17 protein-coding genes, 1 tRNA gene and 7 pseudogenes are annotated in these 19,670 nt (G+C 69.5%); 11 read left to right on the plus strand and 14 right to left on the minus strand.

The features are described from left to right. Positions 1–147: 147 nt before the first annotated feature. Together AB0I83_RS26930 and AB0I83_RS26935 are read right to left on the minus strand one after the other, a co-directional pair. Positions 148–1,253: pseudogene (locus AB0I83_RS26930) on the minus strand (ABC transporter substrate-binding protein). 266 nt (positions 1,254–1,519) lie between these two features. Next, entirely contained in the window at positions 1,520–1,903 is a 384-nt protein-coding gene (locus AB0I83_RS26935) for a metalloregulator ArsR/SmtB family transcription factor (RefSeq protein ID WP_363306458.1), read from the minus strand. A 95-nt stretch (positions 1,904–1,998) separates the two neighbouring features. Here AB0I83_RS26935 and AB0I83_RS26940 point away from each other — a divergent pair, with 95 nt between their 5' ends. Further along, the gene (locus tag AB0I83_RS26940; RefSeq protein ID WP_363306459.1) at positions 1,999–3,990 is read left to right on the plus strand and encodes a heavy metal translocating P-type ATPase; all 1,992 of its coding nucleotides are present in this window, start codon (positions 1,999–2,001) and stop codon (positions 3,988–3,990) included. Continuing rightward, positions 3,987–4,394 (plus strand): (2Fe-2S) ferredoxin domain-containing protein, encoded by a 408-nt coding sequence (locus AB0I83_RS26945; RefSeq protein WP_363306460.1) that lies wholly within the window; start codon positions 3,987–3,989, stop codon positions 4,392–4,394. The genes AB0I83_RS26940 and AB0I83_RS26945 overlap by 4 nt, the downstream gene beginning before the upstream one ends. 407 nt (positions 4,395–4,801) lie before the next feature. Here the strand turns inward: AB0I83_RS26945 and AB0I83_RS26950 are convergent, their stop codons facing one another. Continuing rightward, on the minus strand, positions 4,802–5,680 hold the full coding sequence (locus tag AB0I83_RS26950; RefSeq protein WP_363306461.1) for an SDR family NAD(P)-dependent oxidoreductase: 879 nt from the start codon (positions 5,678–5,680) through the stop codon (positions 4,802–4,804). Positions 5,681–5,731: 51 nt separating this feature from the next. Here AB0I83_RS26950 and AB0I83_RS26955 point away from each other — a divergent pair, with 51 nt between their 5' ends. Together AB0I83_RS26955 and AB0I83_RS26960 are read left to right on the plus strand one after the other, a co-directional pair. Then, complete coding sequence (locus AB0I83_RS26955) at positions 5,732–6,379, plus strand: TetR/AcrR family transcriptional regulator (protein ID WP_356538007.1); 648 nt, start codon at positions 5,732–5,734, stop codon at positions 6,377–6,379. 179 nt (positions 6,380–6,558) lie between these two features. Further along, positions 6,559–7,071 (plus strand): hypothetical protein, encoded by a 513-nt coding sequence (locus AB0I83_RS26960; protein ID WP_363306492.1) that lies wholly within the window; start codon positions 6,559–6,561, stop codon positions 7,069–7,071. Positions 7,072–7,380: 309 nt separating this feature from the next. Here AB0I83_RS26960 and AB0I83_RS26965 read toward each other — a convergent pair. From AB0I83_RS26965 to AB0I83_RS26975, 3 genes and pseudogenes are all read right to left on the minus strand, one after another. After that, positions 7,381–7,524: pseudogene (locus AB0I83_RS26965) on the minus strand (ergot alkaloid biosynthesis protein); the annotation flags it as partial. Between the two features lie 1,142 nt (positions 7,525–8,666). After that, positions 8,667–9,014: pseudogene (locus tag AB0I83_RS26970) on the minus strand (transposase); the annotation flags it as partial. A 52-nt stretch (positions 9,015–9,066) separates the two neighbouring features. Continuing rightward, positions 9,067–10,107 carry an NAD(P)-dependent alcohol dehydrogenase gene (locus AB0I83_RS26975; RefSeq protein ID WP_363306462.1) on the minus strand — a complete coding sequence of 347 codons (1,041 nt, stop codon included), beginning with the start codon at positions 10,105–10,107 and terminating at the stop codon, positions 9,067–9,069. A gap of 95 nt (positions 10,108–10,202) precedes the next feature. On the opposite strand from AB0I83_RS26975, the gene AB0I83_RS26980 reads away from it, so the two are divergent. The 4 genes and pseudogenes from AB0I83_RS26980 to AB0I83_RS26995 all read left to right on the plus strand — a co-directional run. Further along, positions 10,203–10,790 (plus strand): TetR family transcriptional regulator, encoded by a 588-nt coding sequence (locus AB0I83_RS26980; RefSeq protein ID WP_363306463.1) that lies wholly within the window; start codon positions 10,203–10,205, stop codon positions 10,788–10,790. 230 nt (positions 10,791–11,020) lie between these two features. Next, positions 11,021–11,230: a transposase family protein gene (locus AB0I83_RS26985; protein ID WP_363306493.1), complete on the plus strand. Its 210-nt coding sequence runs from the start codon at positions 11,021–11,023 to the stop codon at positions 11,228–11,230. A gap of 243 nt (positions 11,231–11,473) precedes the next feature. Further along, positions 11,474–11,883, plus strand: a pseudogene (locus AB0I83_RS26990) (winged helix-turn-helix domain-containing protein); the annotation flags it as partial. A 162-nt stretch (positions 11,884–12,045) separates the two neighbouring features. Then, positions 12,046–12,255 (plus strand): annotated as a pseudogene (locus AB0I83_RS26995) (hypothetical protein); the annotation flags it as partial. 386 nt (positions 12,256–12,641) lie between these two features. Here the strand turns inward: AB0I83_RS26995 and AB0I83_RS27000 are convergent. The 3 genes and pseudogenes from AB0I83_RS27000 to AB0I83_RS27010 form a co-directional block, all read right to left on the minus strand. Then, on the minus strand, positions 12,642–12,986 hold the full coding sequence (locus AB0I83_RS27000; protein ID WP_363306464.1) for a hypothetical protein: 345 nt from the start codon (positions 12,984–12,986) through the stop codon (positions 12,642–12,644). After that, on the minus strand, positions 12,952–13,266 hold the full coding sequence (locus AB0I83_RS27005) for a hypothetical protein (RefSeq protein ID WP_363306465.1): 315 nt from the start codon (positions 13,264–13,266) through the stop codon (positions 12,952–12,954). The genes AB0I83_RS27000 and AB0I83_RS27005 overlap by 35 nt, the downstream gene beginning before the upstream one ends. Positions 13,267–13,464: 198 nt before the next feature. Beyond that, a pseudogene (locus AB0I83_RS27010) lies at positions 13,465–13,620 on the minus strand (transposase); the annotation flags it as partial. Positions 13,621–13,929: 309 nt separating this feature from the next. Here AB0I83_RS27010 and AB0I83_RS27015 point away from each other — a divergent pair. Next, positions 13,930–14,469: an SMI1/KNR4 family protein gene (locus AB0I83_RS27015; protein WP_363306466.1), complete on the plus strand. Its 540-nt coding sequence runs from the start codon at positions 13,930–13,932 to the stop codon at positions 14,467–14,469. Positions 14,470–14,633: 164 nt separating this feature from the next. Further along, positions 14,634–14,936 carry a hypothetical protein gene (locus AB0I83_RS27020; RefSeq protein ID WP_363306468.1) on the plus strand — a complete coding sequence of 101 codons (303 nt, stop codon included), beginning with the start codon at positions 14,634–14,636 and terminating at the stop codon, positions 14,934–14,936. 543 nt (positions 14,937–15,479) lie between these two features. Here the strand turns inward: AB0I83_RS27020 and AB0I83_RS27025 are convergent. Further along, positions 15,480–15,668 (minus strand): hypothetical protein, encoded by a 189-nt coding sequence (locus AB0I83_RS27025; protein WP_363306469.1) that lies wholly within the window; start codon positions 15,666–15,668, stop codon positions 15,480–15,482. Between the two features lie 581 nt (positions 15,669–16,249). On the opposite strand from AB0I83_RS27025, the gene AB0I83_RS27030 reads away from it, so the two are divergent. Then, the gene (locus tag AB0I83_RS27030) at positions 16,250–16,849 is read left to right on the plus strand and encodes an ALF repeat-containing protein (protein WP_356843152.1); all 600 of its coding nucleotides are present in this window, start codon (positions 16,250–16,252) and stop codon (positions 16,847–16,849) included. Positions 16,850–16,944: 95 nt separating this feature from the next. On the opposite strand, the pseudogene AB0I83_RS27035 reads toward AB0I83_RS27030, so the two are convergent. The 4 genes and pseudogenes from AB0I83_RS27035 to AB0I83_RS27050 form a co-directional block, all read right to left on the minus strand. Next, positions 16,945–17,601 (minus strand): annotated as a pseudogene (locus AB0I83_RS27035) (hypothetical protein); the annotation flags it as partial. A gap of 3 nt (positions 17,602–17,604) precedes the next feature. Continuing rightward, positions 17,605–17,676, minus strand: a tRNA-Gln gene (locus AB0I83_RS27040). A 610-nt stretch (positions 17,677–18,286) separates the two neighbouring features. Continuing rightward, a complete protein-coding gene (locus tag AB0I83_RS27045; RefSeq protein WP_356843154.1) occupies positions 18,287–19,219 on the minus strand; it encodes a M56 family metallopeptidase in 933 nt (310 codons plus the stop codon). Beyond that, complete coding sequence (locus AB0I83_RS27050) at positions 19,216–19,590, minus strand: BlaI/MecI/CopY family transcriptional regulator (RefSeq protein WP_356537866.1); 375 nt, start codon at positions 19,588–19,590, stop codon at positions 19,216–19,218. Before AB0I83_RS27050 ends, AB0I83_RS27045 begins: the two co-directional genes overlap by 4 nt. Between the last annotated feature and the right edge of the window lie 80 nt (positions 19,591–19,670).

The following is a 19,670-nucleotide window of genomic DNA, read 5'->3' on the forward strand; positions in this document are numbered from 1 at the left end:
CGAGGAGTACGCACTGTTCCTGTCCTCGCTCTTCCCGGCCCTGGCGTCGCCCGTTTCGTCGGGTGCGGGGCCAGGCCTTGTCTTCTTCGTCATGCCAGTCGCTCGAAGATCCAGTTACGTGTGCCGCAGCCGGACTCTCGTGCTCTCTCAGCCGGTGTGGAGGATCCGAAAGCGATCGGGTTCCGCCGGCTCCCGATCAACTACTTGGACTGGTGTCCACGCCCATTGCCAAACGCTGATGCCCGGCGTGCGGGAGAACCGGATCGGCCCGCGGGTGCCCTCGACCGTCACGCGCGGGTCATGACTCGGCGATGGCCGCCCGGTCCGTGCCGAGGGGACGCAGCACCGCGGCGAGGACGGCGACGGTGTCCCAGCCCTCGAAGGCGACGAAGGAGGGCGCTTCGCCCAGCCGCTCGCGGAGCTCCTTCCCGACGCGTTCGCCGAGCGGACCGAGGCGCTCGGGCAGGTAGCGCAGGAACGGGATCCCGGCGCCGTCCCCGCCCAGCTCCGCGGCCCATTCGGCGAACTCCGGCTGTCCGGCCGGAGCACCGATCAGGATCCCCCGCGAGCTGCCGGTCGCCCCGGACGGCCCTGACCATCGGCACCGCCGGCTCCGGATGGCCGACCAGTAGGAGGAGCGCCGTCGCACCGTGGTCGACGAGGGCGTCGCACAGGGCCTCGGGAGTGAGCGCGTTCGTGTCGAGTTCGACGACGGCGCCGCCGCGGGGAGCGAGGTGGTCTCGCAGGACGCGGGTCCCGGACGCCCAGTAGACGCCCGGCTGGGTCGCCGCGGCGATTCGACGCCGACCCGCGCCGAGGAGGAAGTCCGCGTAGATCCGCCAGCCGTGGGACTGGGCCGGGGCCGGGCGCGCGACCCACTCCGTGGGCTCCTCGGTGAGCGCGTCGAGCGCTGCGGACGAGCAGAGGAACGGCACGCCGAGGGCGTCGGCCCGGGCGGCGGCGGTGCGGGCGACGACGCTGTGGTAATCGCCGGCCACGCCCAGGCCGGCCAGTTCGTCCACGGCCGCCGCGGCCCGCTCCCGATCGGCCGCGGTGTCCCGGACCACCAGCTCCATTGGTCTGCCGCCGATCCCGCCGGCGTTGTTGACCTCGCGAACGGCCAGGGCGAGTCCTGCGAGCAGGTGTCGGCCCGCCTCTACCCAGCCGGGCCGCGTCAGCGGGACGAGAGCGCCCAGGCGGACGGACGAGACGTCTGTGTGCTCCGCTCCGGACGGCGATGGTGGCGTGTTCATCGGGTGGCGTCTCCCCTGGGAGGCGGAGGATGCGGTCGCGGTCCGCCCGGATCGCGCGCCAACTGGGGCCGGTGCGCGTTCATCACGTTTCGCTGCGGCGGTCGCACCCGGGTGATCATGCCGGTCGTTGGATCCACCATCATCGCCAACAGGCAAGCGACTCCTTGTTCGCTGAGCTGCCAAGCTTCATCGTTCCCGCATTCCGCATTCCGCATCAGCTCGAAAGCGACCAGCGGTAGTCGTCGGGCAGCAGGTGATACGGCCTGCTACTGGACCAGGGCATTACCCGTCTCGGTGGATACGTCGCGCAGGCCCAGGCGCAGGTGCTCGACGTGGAAGAGGGCCTGTTCCAGCAGCTCGGCAACGTGGTGGTCGTAGAGGGCGTAGACGATGGAGCGGCCCCGGCGCTCTCCGGCGACGAGCCCGAGATTGCGCAGCAGGCGGAGCTGGTGGGAGCAGGCGGAGGCTTCCATGCCCACGGCCTCGGCGAGGGCGCCGACCGCGCACGGGCCTTCCTGGAGGCGGGCCAGGATGTACAGCCGCGAAGGGGTCGCCAGGGCTTGGAGGGTGGCGGCGACGTCGGTGGCCCCCGCCGCGTCCAGGCGCTCGCGGGGGGTGGCGTGGTTCTTGTCGTCGGCTCCGTGACCCATGCCGCCCATTCTACCTGGCACACCTGAAGACCTGTTCAGATGTTCCTGTACGGTGGATGTGTCGCCTTGCTTTCGCCCTGAAGGGTTGTTTTGTCATGCCTTCTGACCTTCTCCAGCGGCCCGGACGGGCCGCTCCGGCCGCTTCGCGTACGGCGCCGAAGCGCCGTACGCGCGTTTTCGCGCTGGCGGAGGCGCGCTGGGCCGCGGCGGCGCTGGTGCTTTTCCTGATCGCGCTGCCGCTCCAACTGACCGGCGCACCTGCCTGGGCGTGGGGCCCGCTGTACGCCGCCGCATACGTCACCGGTGGGTGGGAGCCGGCCTGGGCGGGGCTGACGGCGCTGCGGGAGAAGACCCTGGATGTGGACCTGCTGATGATTGTGGCCGCGATCGGCGCGGCGGCGATCGGGCAGGTGATGGACGGCGCGCTGCTGATCGTCATCTTCGCGACCTCCGGCGCGCTGGAGGTCCTGGCCGCCGCCCGTACCCAGGACGCGGTGCGCGGTCTGCTCGACCTCGCACCCACCACCGCCACCCGGCTGTCCGACGACGGGAGCGAGGCGACGGTCCCCACCGAGGGCCTGGTGGTCGGGGACACCATCCTGGTCCGCCCCGGTGAGCGGGTCGGCGCGGACGGCCGCGTCCTTGCCGGGGCCAGCGAGGTGGACCAGGCCACCATCACCGGCGAGCCGCTGCCGGTCGCGAAGGAGACCGGTGACGAGGTCTTCGCCGGCACCCTCAACGGCACGGGTGCGCTGCGGGTGAAGGTCGAACGGGACGCCTCGGACTCGGTGATCGCCCGGATTGTGGCCATGGTCGAGGAGGCTTCCGCGACCAAGGCGCCCACCCAGTTGTTCATCGAGAAGGTCGAGCAGCGCTACAGCCTCGGCATGGTCTTCGCGACTTTGGCCGTCTTCCTCATCCCCCTTGCGTTGGGCGGAGACCTGACCGGCTCACTGCTGCGGGCGATGACCTTCATGATCGTGGCCTCGCCGTGCGCGGTGGTCCTGGCGACGATGCCTCCGCTGCTGTCGGCCATCGCGAACGCCGGACGTCACGGCGTCCTGGTGAAGTCCGCCGTCGTCATGGAGCGTCTCGGGCAGGTCGACGCGGTCGCCCTTGACAAGACCGGCACCCTCACCGAGGGCACCCCCCGCATCACCGACATCCGCCCTCTGAACGGCTCCGGCCTGGACGAGGACACCCTGCTGGCGCTCGCGGCTGCCGCCGAGCACCCCAGCGAACACCCGCTGGCCCGCGCCGTCGTCGACGCCGCGGGCACCCGCGGCCTGGCGATCGCCGACATGCGGGACTTCACCTCCACTCCCGGCGTCGGTGTCACCGCCACCGTCGACGGCCACACGGTCGCGGTCGGTGCACCCGCCCGCCTCCTCGACGGAAACGACGACACCGGCTCTGCCCGCGCCGCCGAGATCGCAGCCGGTCTGGAGGACGGCGGCCGCACGGCCGTCCTGGTTCTGCGCGACGGCGTCCCGGTCGGAGTGCTGGGTGTTGCCGACCGGCTGCGTCCCGATGCCACCGCGACTGTTGCCGCCCTGACCACGCTGACCGGCAGCACGCCGATGCTGGTGACGGGCGACAACCCCCGCGCCGCCGCCCGCCTGGCCGCCGAGGTCGGCATCAGCGGCGACGAGGTCCACGCCGGTCTTCTGCCCGAGGACAAGGTCGAAGCCGTACGGCGCCTGCAGGCTCGGGGGCGCAAGGTGCTGGTGATCGGCGACGGCGTCAACGACGCCCCCGCATTGGCCGCCGCCCACACTGGCATCGCCATGGGCCGCGCTGGCTCCGACTTGGCTCTGGAGACGGCCGATGCCGTCGTCGTCCGCGACGAACTCGCCACGATCCCCACCGTGATCGCCCTCTCCCGGGCGGCCCGGCGCCTGGTGGTGCAGAATCTGGTGATCGCCGGAGTGTTCATCTCCGGCCTGGTCATCTGGGACCTGGCCGGTCACCTGCCGCTGCCGCTCGGCGTGCTCGGCCACGAGGGCTCGACCGTCATCGTCGGCCTCAACGGGCTGCGTCTGCTGCGCGAGGCCGCTTGGACCCGCGCCGCGAAGGACATGCGGTGAGTCGCCGTACCAGGAAGGCCGCCCTCGCTTCGGGGGCCGCCCGGCCAACCGTCACCCTCTGCCGCGGGTGCTGCTGCGGCACCCCGGACAAGGTCCCGCGAGTGGACCACGAAGCCCAGCTCGCCGACCTGCGCACCCAGCTGGCAGGAGTCGCGATGGTCCGGCGCACCGACTGCCTGGACGCGTGCGAGCGCGCCAACGTCATCGTCGTCCAGCCCTCCGCCGAAGGCCGCAAGGTCGGCGGACGCCCGGTCTGGCTCGGGCAGGTTAACGACCCCGACGCCGCTGCCGACATCGCCACCTGGGTCAAGGACGGCGGCCCCGGACTCGCCGAGGCGCCCGACATCCTCGACCTCTACACGTTCAGCCCGTCCCGACGCGTCCGCCATGAACTCGACGACTGATCATTCCGCCTGGCTGACAAACGCTGACACTGCCCATGGGGAAACGGCTGACATTCCCATGGCAGACGACAGGGCTCATCACCGTACGGCCGGATCGGCGGCTGACCAAGAGGTCGCCCAGCCAGAGAACGGCCAGCTACGGCAACCCGCGGTTGTCGGCGGGCGATGCGGAGGCTCGTCGCAGATCCTCAGGGCTCAGACCCTGTCCCATGTCAGTGAGCGGTGCCCGGTCCGAGGGCCCGCCCGCCTTTGCATCCGGCAGCGCCTGGTGCTCGTCGTGCGACGCTCGTGCAGCGAGCCCGCGGCTTGACGCCGGGAGGGTCCCCGTCCCGGGCCGGAGGGCAAGTCGTCCGTCGACCGTGAGCTCACCGGTGGCCGCACCACAGGGGACGGAGCCGTTCGTGGAGTCATCGTCGGTCGACGGCTCCCTTCGGGTAGTGGCGGCGCAGGTTGGCGGCGAGGACGCGGTCGAGCGTGCGGTCGGACAGCATCGGGCCCAGGCGCATGATCAGGGCGGCATCCCGGCCGGCGGTGTAGCGGGTGCGCGGTCTACGCGTCGTCACGGCCCTCGCGATGACCCGGGCGGCGTCGTCGGCGGTCAAGCCTGAAGCAGTGCCCGAGGCCATCAACCTGTTGTTCGCCTGGACCAGGCTGCCGTAGCGCTCGTCGTGTTCCGGTGTCATCTGGGCAGCCAGGTGGTTCGCCGTCTCGACCCCGCGGGCGGCCATCTCCGTGCGGACGCCGCCGGGCTCGACCACGACCACCTGTACGCCCAGCGGCGCGACCTCCCGGCGGAGCGAGTCACTGACCGCCTCCAGGGCGAACTTCGCGCCGGCGTACGCGCCGTATGTGGCCATGGCGAACTTGCCGCCGACCGAACTGATGTTGATAACACGACCCTTGCTGCGGAGCAGCGCGGGGAGGAGCGCTTGAGTGACTGCGATGTGGCCGAAGAGGTTGACTTCGAACACCCGCCGCCACTCCGTCATCGGCAGGGCTTCGACCGGGGCGTTCACCTGGACGCCGGCGTTGTTGACGAGCGCGTGCAGCGCGCGAGGGTCGTCGGCGACCCGCGCGGCGAGTGCCTCCACCTGCTCGGACTTGGTGATGTCGAGGATGACCGGCTCGATGCCGGTCGATCGGATGGCGTCGGCGTCACGGTCGCGTCGCACGCCGGCCAGGACGTGAAATCCCTGGCGAGCCAGTTCGCGGGCGGCAGACGCACCCATGCCCGTGGAGGCTCCGGTTACGACGATCAACTTCTGGGTTTCGGATGACGTTGTCACCTTGGGTACGGTACCGGTTCAGATGACACTGTCAACTGTATGATGGGCGTCATGACCACCCGTGCCGAGTCCGCCGCCGCCACCCGCCGCGCTCTGCTCGACGCGGCCGCCGAGCTCCTCGACCTCGGCGGCCCCGAAGCGGTCACCTTGCGCGAGGTGGGCGCGCGGGCAGGCATGACCCGGGGAGCGCCGTACCGGCACTTCACGGGCAAGGACAGCCTGCTGAACGCCGTCGCCGCCGAACGCTGGGAACGGCTCGGCGACCAGGTGCACGCCCTTCGGGCCGACCCGACCCTGTCAGCCCCCGAGAAACTGCGCGGCGCGCTCCGCGCCCTCATCGACGTTGGCCGGAACCAGCCGCACCTGTACCAGGTGTTGTTCAGGCGGCGCGCCAACCTCCCCGGGCAGCTCGGTGACGGGATGGATCGCATTCGGCGCCAGCTATGCGGGCCGGAAGGCGACCCGGCCGTGGCCGACCGCGCTGCCGAACGCTTTCAGGACGAGTTCCTGGACATCGTCGCCGCCCTCGCGGGAGAGCGGAACGCACGGCTCTACGGCGCCCTGCTGCTGACCAGCGCCCACGGCATCGCGGGCATGGAGCTCAGCGGCCACCTCGACACGGTCAAGTGGCACACCACCGCCGACGAACTCGTCGACACCCTCGTCCGCATGGTCACGGACGCCGGTGGAATGACATAGCGACGCCCACGCCCCCTCGACGGCAGACGCCCCGTGCGAGGACGGCGAGGACCCGCGGCGAGCTGATGCTCTCCTTCTCGCTCCCCTGATCAGAGGCCGTATCCACAGCCCGGCCCAGTTTCCGCCGCACCGGCCTGCCGCTGCCGATATCGGTTCGGTACGACGACCACACCCCCGACATCCCCGAGCACCGCATCCTCCTGGCCGCCCCGCAACTGGCCGCCCACCTGCCTGGCGTCCTCCAACCGACCCGCCTGACCCTCCGCCACCTCGCCGACCGGCTGCACGGCACTCGCCGCCCCCACCCCGGCGCGCCCCTCCCCACCTGGACCCCGACGCGCCTCAACGCCCTTTACGGCCCGACCCTCGGGCTGGCCGAACTTCTCCTGTCCGGCCGCTCGATAGGGCCGGAAGGAGGCGGCACGCCAACCCCGGCGGACTGCTTCCTGCTGGACCTGCCGAAGGTCTTCGAACGCTTCGTGACGGTGACACCCGGCGATGCCCTGGCCAGCCACGGCGTCCACTGCGCTCCCCAAGACGTCCACCGCCTGGACGAGGAGCGCCGGGCAGCCTTCCGCCCCGACCTGGTGCTGTACCGCGGCGGCTGCCCGATCTCGGTAATGGACGCGAAGTACACGTTCCTCGAGGCCACAGCCCCACCCGTGGAGCATCTGGGACTGCTGCGCAGTTGAGTGACATCTGACCTGGCGTTTGCTGAGAGGGGGCTGCAGCAGTGTGCTGGGCGGGGTAGTCAGGTAGGCGCCTGCGGTGCGTTCGTCGGTGGTCAGTCCGGTGATGTCGAGCAGCTGACCGTCGAGCGGTCTGCCGGTCAGCTCGACGTACGTGTGGTCGGGCGGGGCGCGTAGGGGTCGGGGCCGTCGTGGTCGGCTCCGTAGATCCGCGGCTGTGTGTGCTCGGTCATCCGCTCAGGCTGCCAGCCACCCCGGGGGAGCTGTACCGGTTTCAGGGATCCGCTGGTGGTGGAGCGCGGGGGGAGCGCCCAGCATCGAGGCGAACTCCAGCGGCACTTGCGCCTTGAGGCGGTCGCGCATTTGCTCGTATGGCAGGCGGTGGTGTTCCACGGGTAGGCCGGTGACCTGGGTGATGGGGGTGGCGATGTCGTCGTAGCTGAGCGCCTCCGGCCCAGCACTACTGCGTGCCCCGCGCTGCTGACCGGAGCCGCAGCCATCACCACCCCCGCCCTCCTGCACAGTCATCACCCTCGAGGACCAGCGAAGAAGCCCAGCGGATCAACGCCGAACACCACCGCGCCAGCGACCTCTCGAGCCAGGCCGGCGCAGCCTGAGCGGCCGGACGCCTGGCATCTGCCGGCGCCCCGGCCCGCACCGCAGCACCCCCTCAACGTCGTATTGCGGCAGCTTTTGGGTTTCGTCCGTCGTGCGAGGCGCCGGCGAGGACAACGGGGCAGTCCCTTCAAGCCACTTGGGCACTGCGGGAGACCGGTTTTCTCTCTGTGCGAGACGTGCGGTCGGTCGTGACTGCAGTGTGGTGTTCACGACAGTCTGTGACGTGGTGAAACACGCCGCCGCTGGGGCGTCGACCATGACGCCCTTGGCCTCGACGAACAGAAGGAGCACGCATGCGTATCCGTACGGCTGTGTCAGGATTGGGAATCGGAGCAGTGCTGGTGCTGAGTGGGGTGTCCGGGCCCGCTCAGGCCGCCGGCCCCGCGCTGGACCCCGCGTGCACCATCGGTAGGACCGCCACCCAGGCTTGGGGGGAGTGCACCGCCGCTGGGGACTACAAGTGGTACGTCGACATCTCCTGCACGCAAGCGGGTGCTGGAGCGAGCACCACGGTGACCGGGCCTGGCCGGGCCAACGGGTACTGCAGCTGGGGCTATGTGACTAGCGTGACCATCGAGTTCGTCTGAGCACGCGCGCACCGACGGCACTCCCGGGCACTCGCCACCGGGGGGGGGCGGTGTCGTTCCGTCGGCTCGGGGGACTTCGGTGCGCAGTGCGTCGATTAAGGTCAGGGCGCCCAGCCACCTGCGGCGAAGACCTTGTCGCACCGGAACTCCGGGTCCTGCGGGACGGGCTCGAAGCTCACGGTGGTGCCTGTCGCCGTCAAAGGGCTTTCCCGCAATTCCGGGCGGGCGCGCGACGACAGCTACGGTGACCTCGCTGCGTTGTCGGAACGTCCATATGCGTCCAGTACGTGAACGTCCCTCCGCCTTGCGATGCACCGCATCTGACGCCGGGCGCTGATCCACCGGGAAGTGCGGGACAGCCCTAGGTGAGCGTTTGGTTCTCCGATGTCTGTTTCATTTTGTATGGGCGTCGTGCCAGTTGGGGGTGGTCTCGTGGGCGAGGCGGCGGGCCATGAGATTGATGGCGGCCAGCTGGATCATTGCGACTGACCGGTGGGGGTGGGTTTCGTAGTCGCGGGCCAGGCGGCGGTGGTGCATCAGCCAGCCGAGGGCGCGTTCGATGAGCCATCGACGTGGCTGAACGTGGAAGCCTCGGGTGGCGGGATCGCGCTGGACGATCTCAAGGTCGATGCCGAGCTGGGCTGCGTGTTCCACGGCTTCGGTCTTGTAGCCGTTGTCGGCCCAGGCTTTGGTGACGGTCGGGTGGAGTGCGGCGACCTTGGTCATGAGCGGGGTGCCGGCCATGCGCGTGCGGTTGTCCGGCACGCACGGAATGGCCCGGCCGGCTGTGTCTTCAGTCCAGGTCGGACATGTCGAGCACGAAGCGGTAGCGGACGTCGTTTCGCCGGAGGCGGTCGAGTGCCGTGTCCACCTGTGACGACGGGAGTACTTCGATGTCGGCGGCGACGCCGTTGTCGGCGCAGAACCGGAGCATCTCAGCTGTCGCCATGCGTCCTCCGCTGCCCGCGGAACTGAGCTTCTTGCGGCCGATGAGGAGGTCCGTGGCCTCGACGGTGACGGGGCCCAGGTATCCGAGGAGGCTGAGGGTGCCGTCCATCGCCACCAGCTTCAGATACGGGGCGAGGTCGTGAGGGGTGGGGACGGTGTCGATGAGGACGTCGAAGGTGTCGCCTGCCGTGGCCATCTGCTGGGTGTCGGTGGAGTCGATGAGGTCGTGAGCGCCGAGCTTGCGGGCGTCGTCGAGCTTGTCCTGGGTACGGCTGATGACGGTCGTGGTGGCGCCGAGTGCCACGGCCATCTTGACAGCGAGGTGGCCCAGGCCGCCGAGGCCGGCCACGGCGACGCGAATGCCGGGGCCCACGCCCAGGGAGCGCAGGGGTTCCCACACGGTGACGCCGGCGCACATCAGCGGGGCGGCTGCGGCCGGGTCGAGGCCGGAGGGGAGCGGGTAGGCGAAGGTGTCGCGCACGACGTACTCGCGGGAGTAGCCGCCCAGGGTGGTCGACCCGTCCTGCCGGTCGGTGCCGCCGTAGGTCAGAGTCGGGAAGGAGTGGCAGAAATTCTCCTGTCCGGCTTCACACATGACGCACACGCCGCAGGAGTCGACGATGTTGCCCACCGCGACCCGGTCGCCGACCGAGAAGGCGGTCACCACGGCGCCGGTCCCGGTCACCACGCCGGTGAATTCGTGACCGGGTACCAGGGGCGCTTTCGTGTGCTGGTCGTAGGCGTGCAGGGAGTGCAGGTCGGTGTGGCACACGCCGCAGTAGTCGACCTGCACCGCGATGTCATCCGGGCGCAGGTCACGGCGCTCCAGCGACGCGCGCCGCAGTGCCGTCGGACCGGCCGCCCGCCATCCAGTGGTCGTTCGCATACGTGACTCCTTAAACAGACTGTTCTGTCTGTTGCAACATAAGTGCGACCCCGCCCTCAAGGCAAACCAACTGTTCTGTTTGGTACAGTGCGGGCATGCCGGAACAGCCCCAGACCTCGCGAGGCGCCGCGACCTACCAGCGCATCCTGGACGCCGCCACCGAAGAGTTCGCCCAGCACGGCATCGCCGGGGCGCGCATCGAACGCATCGTGACGGCAGCGCGCACCAACAAGGCACAGCTCTACGCCTACTTCGGCGACAAGGAACGACTCTTCGACGCGATCTTCCTCAGCTCGCTGGAGCGCATCACCAACGTCGTGCCCATCGACGCCGACGATCTCGCCGACTGGGCCGTTCGTCTCTACGACGAATACCTGCGCCGCCCCGACCTCATCCGGCTGGCGACCTGGACACGGCTGGAGCGCCGTCCTGGCGGGCACCTCGTCGAGACCCACCAGCACTACGACGACCGCAAGCTCAGGGCCATCGCCGAAGCCCAGGACGCCGGGCGGGTCCGCGCAGGTGACCCGTTCGACATCATGGCCATGGTCATTGCCATGTCCATGGCCTGGTCACCGGTCAGCAACGTATATGCGGCCAGCAGCCAAGAGCCCGATGACGTACATGACCAGCGCCGCGCTCTGCTCCGCGACTGCGTCCAGAGCGCCACCGCGGCCAGGTGAACATCTGCCGTCCATTCTCGGGCTCTGACACAAGTTTCGTGACCTGTGCAAGCTGAGTGACGGTTCTTCCTGGTGTTGGCCTTCGGGAAGTTGCCTGAAAAAGATCAGTGGCGATCTCGGCTGGCTGACAGTTCGGGGCCGTGGGAGACGTGGTCCTCCGGCTGGAGGAGTTGCTGTTCCCGTCGATCGCCGACGTGTCGGTGGGGGCGGTGGACGTGGACGACGAGACGGTGCGGACTGAGGCTCGCAGCACGGCATCCGGTTGGGCATGTCCGGGGTGTGAGAGCTGGTCAAGCCGGGTTCACAGCTCCTACCTGCGGTTTCCGGCGGATATGCCCAGTGGAGGGCTGCGGGTGCTGCTTTGTCTGCGGGTCCGCCGGTTCGCCTGCCGGGTCGCTTTGTGCCCGCGGCGCACGTTTGTTGAGCAGGTGCCGGACTGACTCGGAGGTACGGCCGGTGGACCGAGCGTCTGCGCTCGACATTGGCGGCGGTCGGCCTGGCCCTGGCAGGCCAGGCGGGCGCAGGGATGGCGGGTGTCTTCGAGGTGTCCGTCAGTCGCAGCACGATGCTGCGACTGGTCGATGCGCTGCCCGAACCGGAACTACCGGCCCCGAGGGTGGTCGGCGTCGATGAGTACGCGACCCGCAGAGGCCGCCACTACGGGACCGTCCTGGTCGACGTCGACACGTCGTCTGGTCGGTGACCTGATCGCGAAGCTCTACCGGTTGCGACTGACCGTGCCCGGGGTGGGCAAGTATCTGAAGCGGTGGGGGCTCTCTTTCCAGCGGCCCGACAAGCGGGCGGTGGAACAGGACCCGGAGGCGGTGGCCCGCTGGCACGAGCAGACGTGACCCGCGATCCGGGCGAAGGCGAAGGCCGAGGGTGGCGAGATCCTCTTCGCCGACCAGGTCGGCATCCGTTCCGATCAGGTCACCGGCCGTACCTGGGGCGAGAAGGGGCGCACCTCGATCGTGCGGCGTTCCGGCAACCGGTTCTCGGTGAACACATGTCGGCGATCAGCACGAAGGGCCGCATGCACATCATGGTCTTCACCGGGACCTTAGACTCCGCCGTGATGTGTCACTTCCTGGCCACACCGGCCGCGGCCCGCGCGACCGCTTCGGCCCCGACCGCGTGGAAGCCCGCAGCGCCCTCAAGCACGCCCACGACGCAGCCGGCCCCGAAGCGTAGCCATGGCCGATGGCAGCCCGGCACCATCAGTTACCTGGAGAAGAACAGGGTCCTCCTGGACTGGATGCGCTGGGAGACAGGTCAGACCGAACGTCGCATCCGCGAACTGGAGATCCAGGAAGCCCAGGAACAGGTGCGCCGGGAGCGGGCCCGTGCAGAGACGTTGTGGAAGATCCAGCCGCAGCGCCCCTCGTCGGTGGCACTGCTGCACCGAGGCGGCTGCGCCACCTACCCGGACCAGATCGGGCTCATATCCCGGGAAGACGCGATGGTCGCCCTGGCGGAACCGGACATCGAGCCGTGCAAGGTGTGCAGGCCGGATACCGGTCTGCGGGGCCGAACCGACACCGCCGGCCGCACCCCGTCACGGCCCACGCCGCCACGTACGTATGAGCACGTCAGCCCCGCCACTACACCCACTCCGGCTGACCCAGCAGCTGCTCCGCGTCCGGTAGTCCGGCCCGCCGCAGGAACTCCACGACGTCGTGATCCTCGTAGTGAGTGTTCCTGAAGTTCAGGGTGGTTCCGATGACGCTCGTAGCGGCACCGTTGGTCAGTTCCGTGGGGTGGCTGCGCGCTCTGTATGACCGTTGTGCAGAAGGACGAGCCCGGCGGCCTTGCTCCCGCGCTCGGAGGCGAAGCCGCCGGGCTCTGGGTATCTCACCCGTTGGCCTTGGCCAGGCAGTCCCGGTACGCGTCACGGGCCGGCCGGACGCCCTTGTCGGCATCCGCCTTCTCGGAGACGGCAGTGTCGAGGTCGGTCTTGCGGGCCTCGACATCCTTGGCGGTGGTCGCCTTCCGGACCCTCTCCGCATCCGTCCGCAACTGCCTGATCAGGCGGCTTGCGACCTCCGCACGACGTCCTTCTGCCGGCTCCAGCGTGTCCCCCTCGGTCATGGAGTCGAGCGCCTTCTGGCCCGCGTCAGCCTCGGCCACCGCTGCGTCAGCAGTAGCGGCCGCGTCGAGGCGTTTAGCCGCTTCGTACACGTCTAGTGCCGCCTTCACCACCCCCATTCTGAGAACGGTCGTTCCCCGTCTCCATTTTCTCGAAGGCGTTGAACAGGTCGTTTGCGGTACTCCTCACCTGTCCGAACGCCGCCCGGTCGTCCCTGGCCCGGTCGTACGCCCGCTGGGCGGAGGCGACCTTGGCTTCGGAGTCCTCCGGCTTGTCCTGTGAGTCGAGGCAAGTGATGTTCTCCGTGGTGCATGCCGGCGCTTCGGCGGCGAGCGCCTGCGTGGGCGCAAGGATGGACAGGGCGGCCCTGTACGTGGTGCTGATCTTCACGAAACTCGGCCTCATGATCGGTTGGGCGGGGTGTACATGATCAAACGATTCACCTCAGCGGGTGATACGGACGCCAGAGGGGAAGGCTGAGGTTCTCCGGTCGCAGGGAGCGGCCACCACGCCCTCGAACCCAGGCGGTGTCCGACGGGCCGGATAGACGCTGCTGCCGAAAGCGGACGAAGCAATCCAGGACCCTCCTGGTAGGGCTCTCCATTTGCAGCCGGTGTCCACGACGTAGCGGATCGCGTCGACGACCTCGCGGCAGGGATGTTCCTCCGGCCGGCCTCCCCGGACGGTCTCACTCGCGGGCAGCGGGAGCAGAGGTTCGATCGGCGCCCACTCGTGGTCGGTCATGTCCGAGGGCTAGATTCTGTCCGGCGGATCGTGGTCGGAGCTGTGTCGAGCAGTAGAGCCAGCTCCTCGCGACTTCCCGGCTGACCCGTGAAGCGTCTGCCAACAGGCCGCGCCGTGCGGGGCGATCGCTGCAAGCCAAGACGTACCCGCCGCAGGATCCGCCGAGGCCGCGCCGCGTCCCGAGCCGCGGCTTCAAGGGCCAGGTCGCTGCCGGGCCAGCACACGCTTCGATTGTCAGTGGGTCGTGTGAGGCTGTCCGAGACCCACCGTACGAATCACCGGAGTTCAGGTATGACGACCCTTTCACTCATGACGGTCGCGGAATGGCGCGCGTTCCTCAGCGACTACAACGCCAGGCACATCAACTCGGACGACGTCCGTGAGGCCATCGAGGAGCATCGGCAGGTCATCAGTAAGGAGCGGCTGGAGGCCGGGTGGGCCGGTGCCGAACCGGCGGGCGAGCAAGCGATCGTGGCCGCCGAGGAGCGGCTCGGGGTGAGGTTTCCTCCCTCGTACCGAAACTTCCTCCAGGTCAGCGACGGCTGGGAAGACATCGGGTTTGTCAACCTGTTCCAGGTCGGCGCAATCGGCTGGTTTGCCGACCTTGACGCCGACCTGTTCGAAGCGTGGTCGGACCTCGACAGCTTCGAGGAGCAGCTCACCGTACTCAGGCGATGCCTGCTGGTCGGCGACGACGACGGCGGTAGCGGCTGCTACTGGCTGCTGCACGCCGACAGCATCGGGGATAACGGCGAGTGGACCGCGTATGTGTGGTGGCCCGGCGACGGTGACGACCTCGAGCCGCACCACGACTTCGCCGCCATGGTGCGGGAAGCAGCGCGCCCCTAGCTTGTTCTTTTTCTTCCGGACTCGAACGACGTCTCGAACTGGGTCGCTCACATGGGGATTCGCCATCGCCGCGATCAACGAATGGCTGTGACCTGCCTGAAGTGTCAGCCCCGCGAGTCATCCTGGCCGGGATCAGGTCAGCAGGCTGTGAGGAGACGGAGCTGATGGGATCTGCGTACTACCGGGCCGAGAGCGAGAGCGGCGACCACATCGAGGACCCGTCCGAAGACGCACTGTTCATGCTGATCGACGACCTCAACAGCTCGGACAACACCTTCGTTGTCATCCAGCCCGACGAAGACGATCCGGCCTGGTTCACCTCGGTCACCGTCCTGGACGAAGGCGGCTACGAGGTCGTCCGCCGCGACACCACCCGCCGCGAACACGATGTCGTCACCGAGACGAGCATCGATCAGATCGCCCGCGACCTCACGATCTGGTTGGCCGCCCGCATCAGCGCTAACTGACCCCGATCGCACCGCGCGTCGAACATCTGTGGCCTGTTCCCGTGCCGCCGCAGCCTCCGCCCTGGCTCTATCCCGGTCCTCCTCGAAGTTCAGCACACAGGCCAACGCGTCCAAGGCCCCAGCGATCCTCTCTCTCCAGTCAGCGAACTCGACGAAATCTCCATCGGACGGCTTCTGCGACTTCACTGAGCGGAGAAGGCACAGGGCGTCCTTGAGCGCGGGGCCAACCACCAGGCTTCCTTCAACGGGTACGCAGTCGACTCCATCGTGCACTACTTCCAAGACACGGCCTAGCGGGCCTCCGCCCGCGCCCTGCAGCCCCCCGCACCGCATGCGCATGCGCAGGCGGAGGCGCGCCCGTCGTCCTGCAGCTGCTGCTCGCGCTCGTCGAGGCGGTCGAGGTGTCCCGCCGCTGGCACGAGGCGGCCGAGCACCGCGCGCAGACACGCGCCGTCGCCGACTCCGCGGTGCTCCTGCGCGAAGCCGCCGTCACCATCGCCGCCGCCGCGCCGTCGGCTCCGGCCTCCGTCCCAGCAGCCGGCGCTACGCCACCGTCCCCAAGGGCCGCACCAGCTTCCGCAGCGCCCCGTGTTCCCCGCCCCGTTCGGTCACCAGCACCACCGCACCCGCACCCGCACCCGCACCCGCGCCTGCCTCGGCGCCTGTCTCGGCGCCGAGGGCGGGGGAGCGGGCTGGTTCGTGGACCCCGGCCAGCGCGGATATCAAGGCCATGTGGGGTCCGCTGACCGAGGCCCTGCCACTCCCGGAGGTCCTGCACATCGACGACCGGGAGAGCGGCCTCCTCGTCGGCGCCCGGGCCTGGCCCCCTGCTCGCCCGCCGCATGGCCCGCACCGCCCGCGCTCCGGAAGGCGAACCAAGCCTGAGTGTTCGCCGGTCCGGTCTGCTGATCATGTCAAGCACGGTCCTGGCGTGTTGCTGGTGCTTCTGGGCCGCGTAGACGGCGCGTCCTGTTGACCCGGTGGCCGTAGCGCTTGTCGACCTCGTGGTCCGTGGCCATCAGTACGGTGCACGACGCCGGTGGCCCTGCTGCGTCCTGAAACGGATGGAGGTGCTCCTGAAGGCCGCAGCGGTCCTGCCCCGGTGCCGTCCCTCGGTAGGTGTGCCATGTCGGCAACGTGGGCACGGTGAAGACTGCTCAGAGCGGGCAAAGCGTCCGGGGCCCCGTAGGTGGGACGCTACGGCCACCCAGGGCCGTGGCCCCGCCCAGGACCTGCTGCTCATTCAGGATGCCTGCGGCGCCGCCCCGGCCTCAGGATTCTTCGACCGCTCCTGGACCCGAGGTGTGATTCCCATGAGACTGACCCGCGCGGCGTTGGCCGTAACCGCAGGAGCCCTTGCTCCGGCCCTTCTGCTCGGCACTCCCGCGTTCGCCGCAGGTCCGGTCTCCTCGCCTGTCACCGAATCGGTGGCGAAGGCCACCGGCACGGGCTCTCCGTACGACTCCATGCCGCTGACCGAGCTCCGTGTCGAGGTGTTCACGGTCCTGGGTGACCCTGACACGGGACCCACCGTGCGCGAGGAGGCCGTGAAGGCGCTGGAGACCGATACGGCCGAGGCGCTGCGGTACTTCCTGAAGACCGGACGCGGGATCGCTCAGGTGACGGACGACCGCGTAGCGGTGTTCACGGTCCTGGGTGACCCAAACACGGGCCGGACGGTTCACGACGCGGCCGTGAAGGCACTCGAAGCCGATACACCCGAGGCGCTGAGGCACTTCCTGGAGTCCGGGCGCTGGGACGCGCAGGAGGTGGACGACCGCGTAACGGTGTTCACGATCCTGAGCGCCCCTGGGACCGGCGAAGCCCTGCGTGCGGCGGCGATCGCCGTGCTGGAGGACGGTTCCCGGGAGGCGCTGCGCCACTTCGTCGAAATCGGACAGTACGAGGTGTGACTCCGGAAAACGTACCGCTTTCTGCTCGCTGCCCGCGCTGGATACCAGGACGCCGCTGAGTGGGATTGGTTCACGGGACATGACCGCAGGCGCTGCGCCTCGCGCTGGGTCTCGACGGCCGGGTTGGGGCGTCGTCGTTCCAAGGTGTCGACAGCGTGGGAGGCGGTGTGCCGATGGACGGCCGCGTCGGCGTCCGGTGTGAACCCGTCGGCGGGGCGGGGCAGGAATCGCAGCCGGTCGGCGAGGGGTTCCAGCTCCGCCACGAGGTCGAGTGCCGCTCTGTTCTGGCCATGGCGCACCAGCCAGGCCATGGTGAGTAGCGCGGCCTCCTCGGGCACGCCGATCTCGTAGCGGCCGTTGTCCAACCGGGCCCACAACCAGGCGAGTCCGGGCTCGGTGAGGCAGTGGGCGAAGAGCGCACGCCGCTCGGCGGGCACCCCGAAACTCCGCGCGGCTTCGATCTCGTGAGTCCGGAGCGGGCCGCCCGCGCTCGCGGTCCCGGTGGCGAAGCCGCCCCGCATCACCTCAGGAGTGACCCACGACGGGAGTCCGGCCACGGGCGTGCGCGAGCCGACCGAGAGCCGGCCTGCGGCCACGGCTGCCAGAACCTCCCGCCATCGCTGTCCACGCACCTCGGCGCGACCCCGGGTACCGGCATCTTCATGGGTCAACGCGGTCACGAAGGCCTTGGCCAGTTGGCCCTCCGGATAGGACAGGGCCGCGAGAGGCTGCTGCTCAGCGTTGTCGTTCATAAGCCGACGTGGCAGGTTCCGCCCCTGCGCCCTCCGGGTCCAGAGCCCGGTGCTCTACTGCTGAGCTACACGCCGATAACGGTGAACGTCAGACGTCGGCGTGATCACCCCACAACCGGCTTTTCTCGGGCGAGCGAGTCATGAGCACATCGCGGGAAGGAGTTGGAGCTGCGCATAAGGGTCCTGCCGCCCCACGCGTCGATGCCGGCGGCGGCCAGGATTCAGACCTGCTCGGCCGACCTGCCGGAGACGATGGCCGATGCCGTCTCCGGGGCACGCGATACGACAAGCCGGCCGTCACCGGCTCTCTGCCGCTGGAGAGCCGCGTGACGCGCGGCGGTCGCGACAACTCTGGCCCGGCGGCCCGACTTGGTCCACTTCCGGTGCCGTACGCCCATGGCACAGGCACCCGCCGATCACCTGCTGCGGCTACTGGAGCCGCCCGTACGCCGTAACGGCATCGGCAACCCCGCACATCGGGATCGTGGAGCCCGCCTCGGGCGGCCAGGTGGAGGAGGAGCCCCGCCGCGGACACGGGGAAGCGCGGTCGAGAGGTGGGCCAGATTGGAGGGAAGAACACCACGGGCGGCGCACGGCCGGACACAGGGCACGACGCAGTTGAGCCGTCGAATGAGCCTCGACCAGCTCCCGCGGCGCCCAGGCCGGTTCGGCGGCCCCTGCCCGGTCAGTGGTCCCGCACTTCGCCCTGGGCGATCTCCACGTTGTGATGCAGGTCCACGAGCCCGGCTGCGGCCCCCGCGGTCGTCGCGGCCGCGTATGCGAGCAGCAAGGTCACCGCGGCGACCGCAAGTCGTTGAGGGGTGGTCGGTGGCTTGAGGAGGGCTTTGACGCGCTGAGGTACGGGGCCGCCGGAGGCTCCTGCGGCGAAGGGAGGGCGGCCGGTCGCAGCGGTGTTCCGGGCGAGGGCTGCGCGGCCGATGGCGCGGGCCGTCAGGTTGCGGTCGCCGACCACACGCGCGGCGGCCTCGTCGGCGACGCGTTCCACGGCCAGGCCGATGGCGTCGCGCAGCCCGTTCAAGGCGGGATGGCAGCGGGCAGCGAGGTCTGCGGCGGTGAGGAAGTAGTGGTGGCGGCCCGCCAGGTGGGCCCGTTCGTGGGCGAACAGGGCCTCTCGCTCGGATCCGTCGAGGGTGCGCAGCATGCCGGAGGTCACCACGATGCGTCCCGGGTTCCCGGGAAGGGCGTAGGCGTCGGCTTCGGGGTGATCCAGGATGCTGAGGTCTCCCGCGGAGGGTGCGTATCGCAACTGCGCGTGTGCGTTGCGGTATTGACCGAGCTGACGCAGCGTCGACCGGGTCACGGCGAAGGCACAGACGGACAGTGCGCCGAGGGCGAGGGCAGTGACCGGGTAGGCGACGACGGCGGGCGCGACGTGCAGGGGGTGGACCAGGTGCCCGAGGCGGGCCAGGGCACTCACGGTGAGTACGCCGGCGAGGAGCAGACCGCCCAGCGCCGCCAGCCAGCCGCCCGCCAGCACACATGCTGTCGCGGTCAGCACCCACATCGAGAGCGCAGGCCGCAGGTGGGGAGCAGCCCATCGCACGAGCCCCGGCGCCGCGAACGGCGTCAACAGCGGCACGATCAGGACGCTGATCACCGACCGCCACCGCCGTCCAGGAGGTCGCGCAGTATGCGTTCGTCCTCGGGGTCCAGGTCGGAGACGAACCGGGCCAGCACGGTCTGCCGGTCGTCGTCCTTGTCGAGCTCGTGGTGCATACGCCGGGCGGTCAGGCCGTGGGCGTCCTGGACGGGGAAGTAGGCGAATCCGCGTCCGGAGCGTTCTCGGCCGACCGCCCTTTTCTCGAAGAGGCGGGACAGGATCGTCGTCACGGTCGTGCGGGCCAGCTCCACCGTCAGGCTGCGCTGTACCTGCGCGGCGGTGCGGGGGCCGTCCGCAGCCCACAGCACGGCGAGCACGCTCGCCTCCAGCTCCCCTGCCGCTCTGCGCTCGACAGCGCCTGACGTCATCGCGTTCCTCCACTCGGCAATCGTCTACAGTGCAGTAGACCGTCTACGTGATTGTAGTCGACCGGTCGTTCCCTCCGGCT

The sequence above is a fragment of the Streptomyces sp. NPDC049970 genome (assembly GCF_040660235.1).
Lineage (GTDB): Bacteria > Actinomycetota > Actinomycetes > Streptomycetales > Streptomycetaceae > Streptomyces.

Coding starts and splice junctions, on each gene's coding strand:
- AB0I83_RS26955 (WP_356538007.1), top strand. CDS start 5,732: ATGACCACCCGTGCCGAGTCCGCCGCCGCCACCCGCCGCGCTCTGCTC.
- AB0I83_RS27015 (WP_363306466.1), top strand. CDS start 13,930: ATGACGGTCGCGGAATGGCGCGCGTTCCTCAGCGACTACAACGCCAGG.
- AB0I83_RS26975 (WP_363306462.1), bottom strand. CDS start 10,107: ATGCGAACGACCACTGGATGGCGGGCGGCCGGTCCGACGGCACTGCGG.
- AB0I83_RS26940 (WP_363306459.1), top strand. CDS start 1,999: ATGCCTTCTGACCTTCTCCAGCGGCCCGGACGGGCCGCTCCGGCCGCT.
- AB0I83_RS27050 (WP_356537866.1), bottom strand. CDS start 19,590: ATGACGTCAGGCGCTGTCGAGCGCAGAGCGGCAGGGGAGCTGGAGGCG.
- AB0I83_RS27030 (WP_356843152.1), top strand. CDS start 16,250: ATGAGACTGACCCGCGCGGCGTTGGCCGTAACCGCAGGAGCCCTTGCT.
- AB0I83_RS26935 (WP_363306458.1), bottom strand. CDS start 1,903: ATGGGTCACGGAGCCGACGACAAGAACCACGCCACCCCCCGCGAGCGC.
- AB0I83_RS26980 (WP_363306463.1), top strand. CDS start 10,203: ATGCCGGAACAGCCCCAGACCTCGCGAGGCGCCGCGACCTACCAGCGC.
- AB0I83_RS27020 (WP_363306468.1), top strand. CDS start 14,634: ATGGGATCTGCGTACTACCGGGCCGAGAGCGAGAGCGGCGACCACATC.
- AB0I83_RS27025 (WP_363306469.1), bottom strand. CDS start 15,668: ATGGCCTTGATATCCGCGCTGGCCGGGGTCCACGAACCAGCCCGCTCC.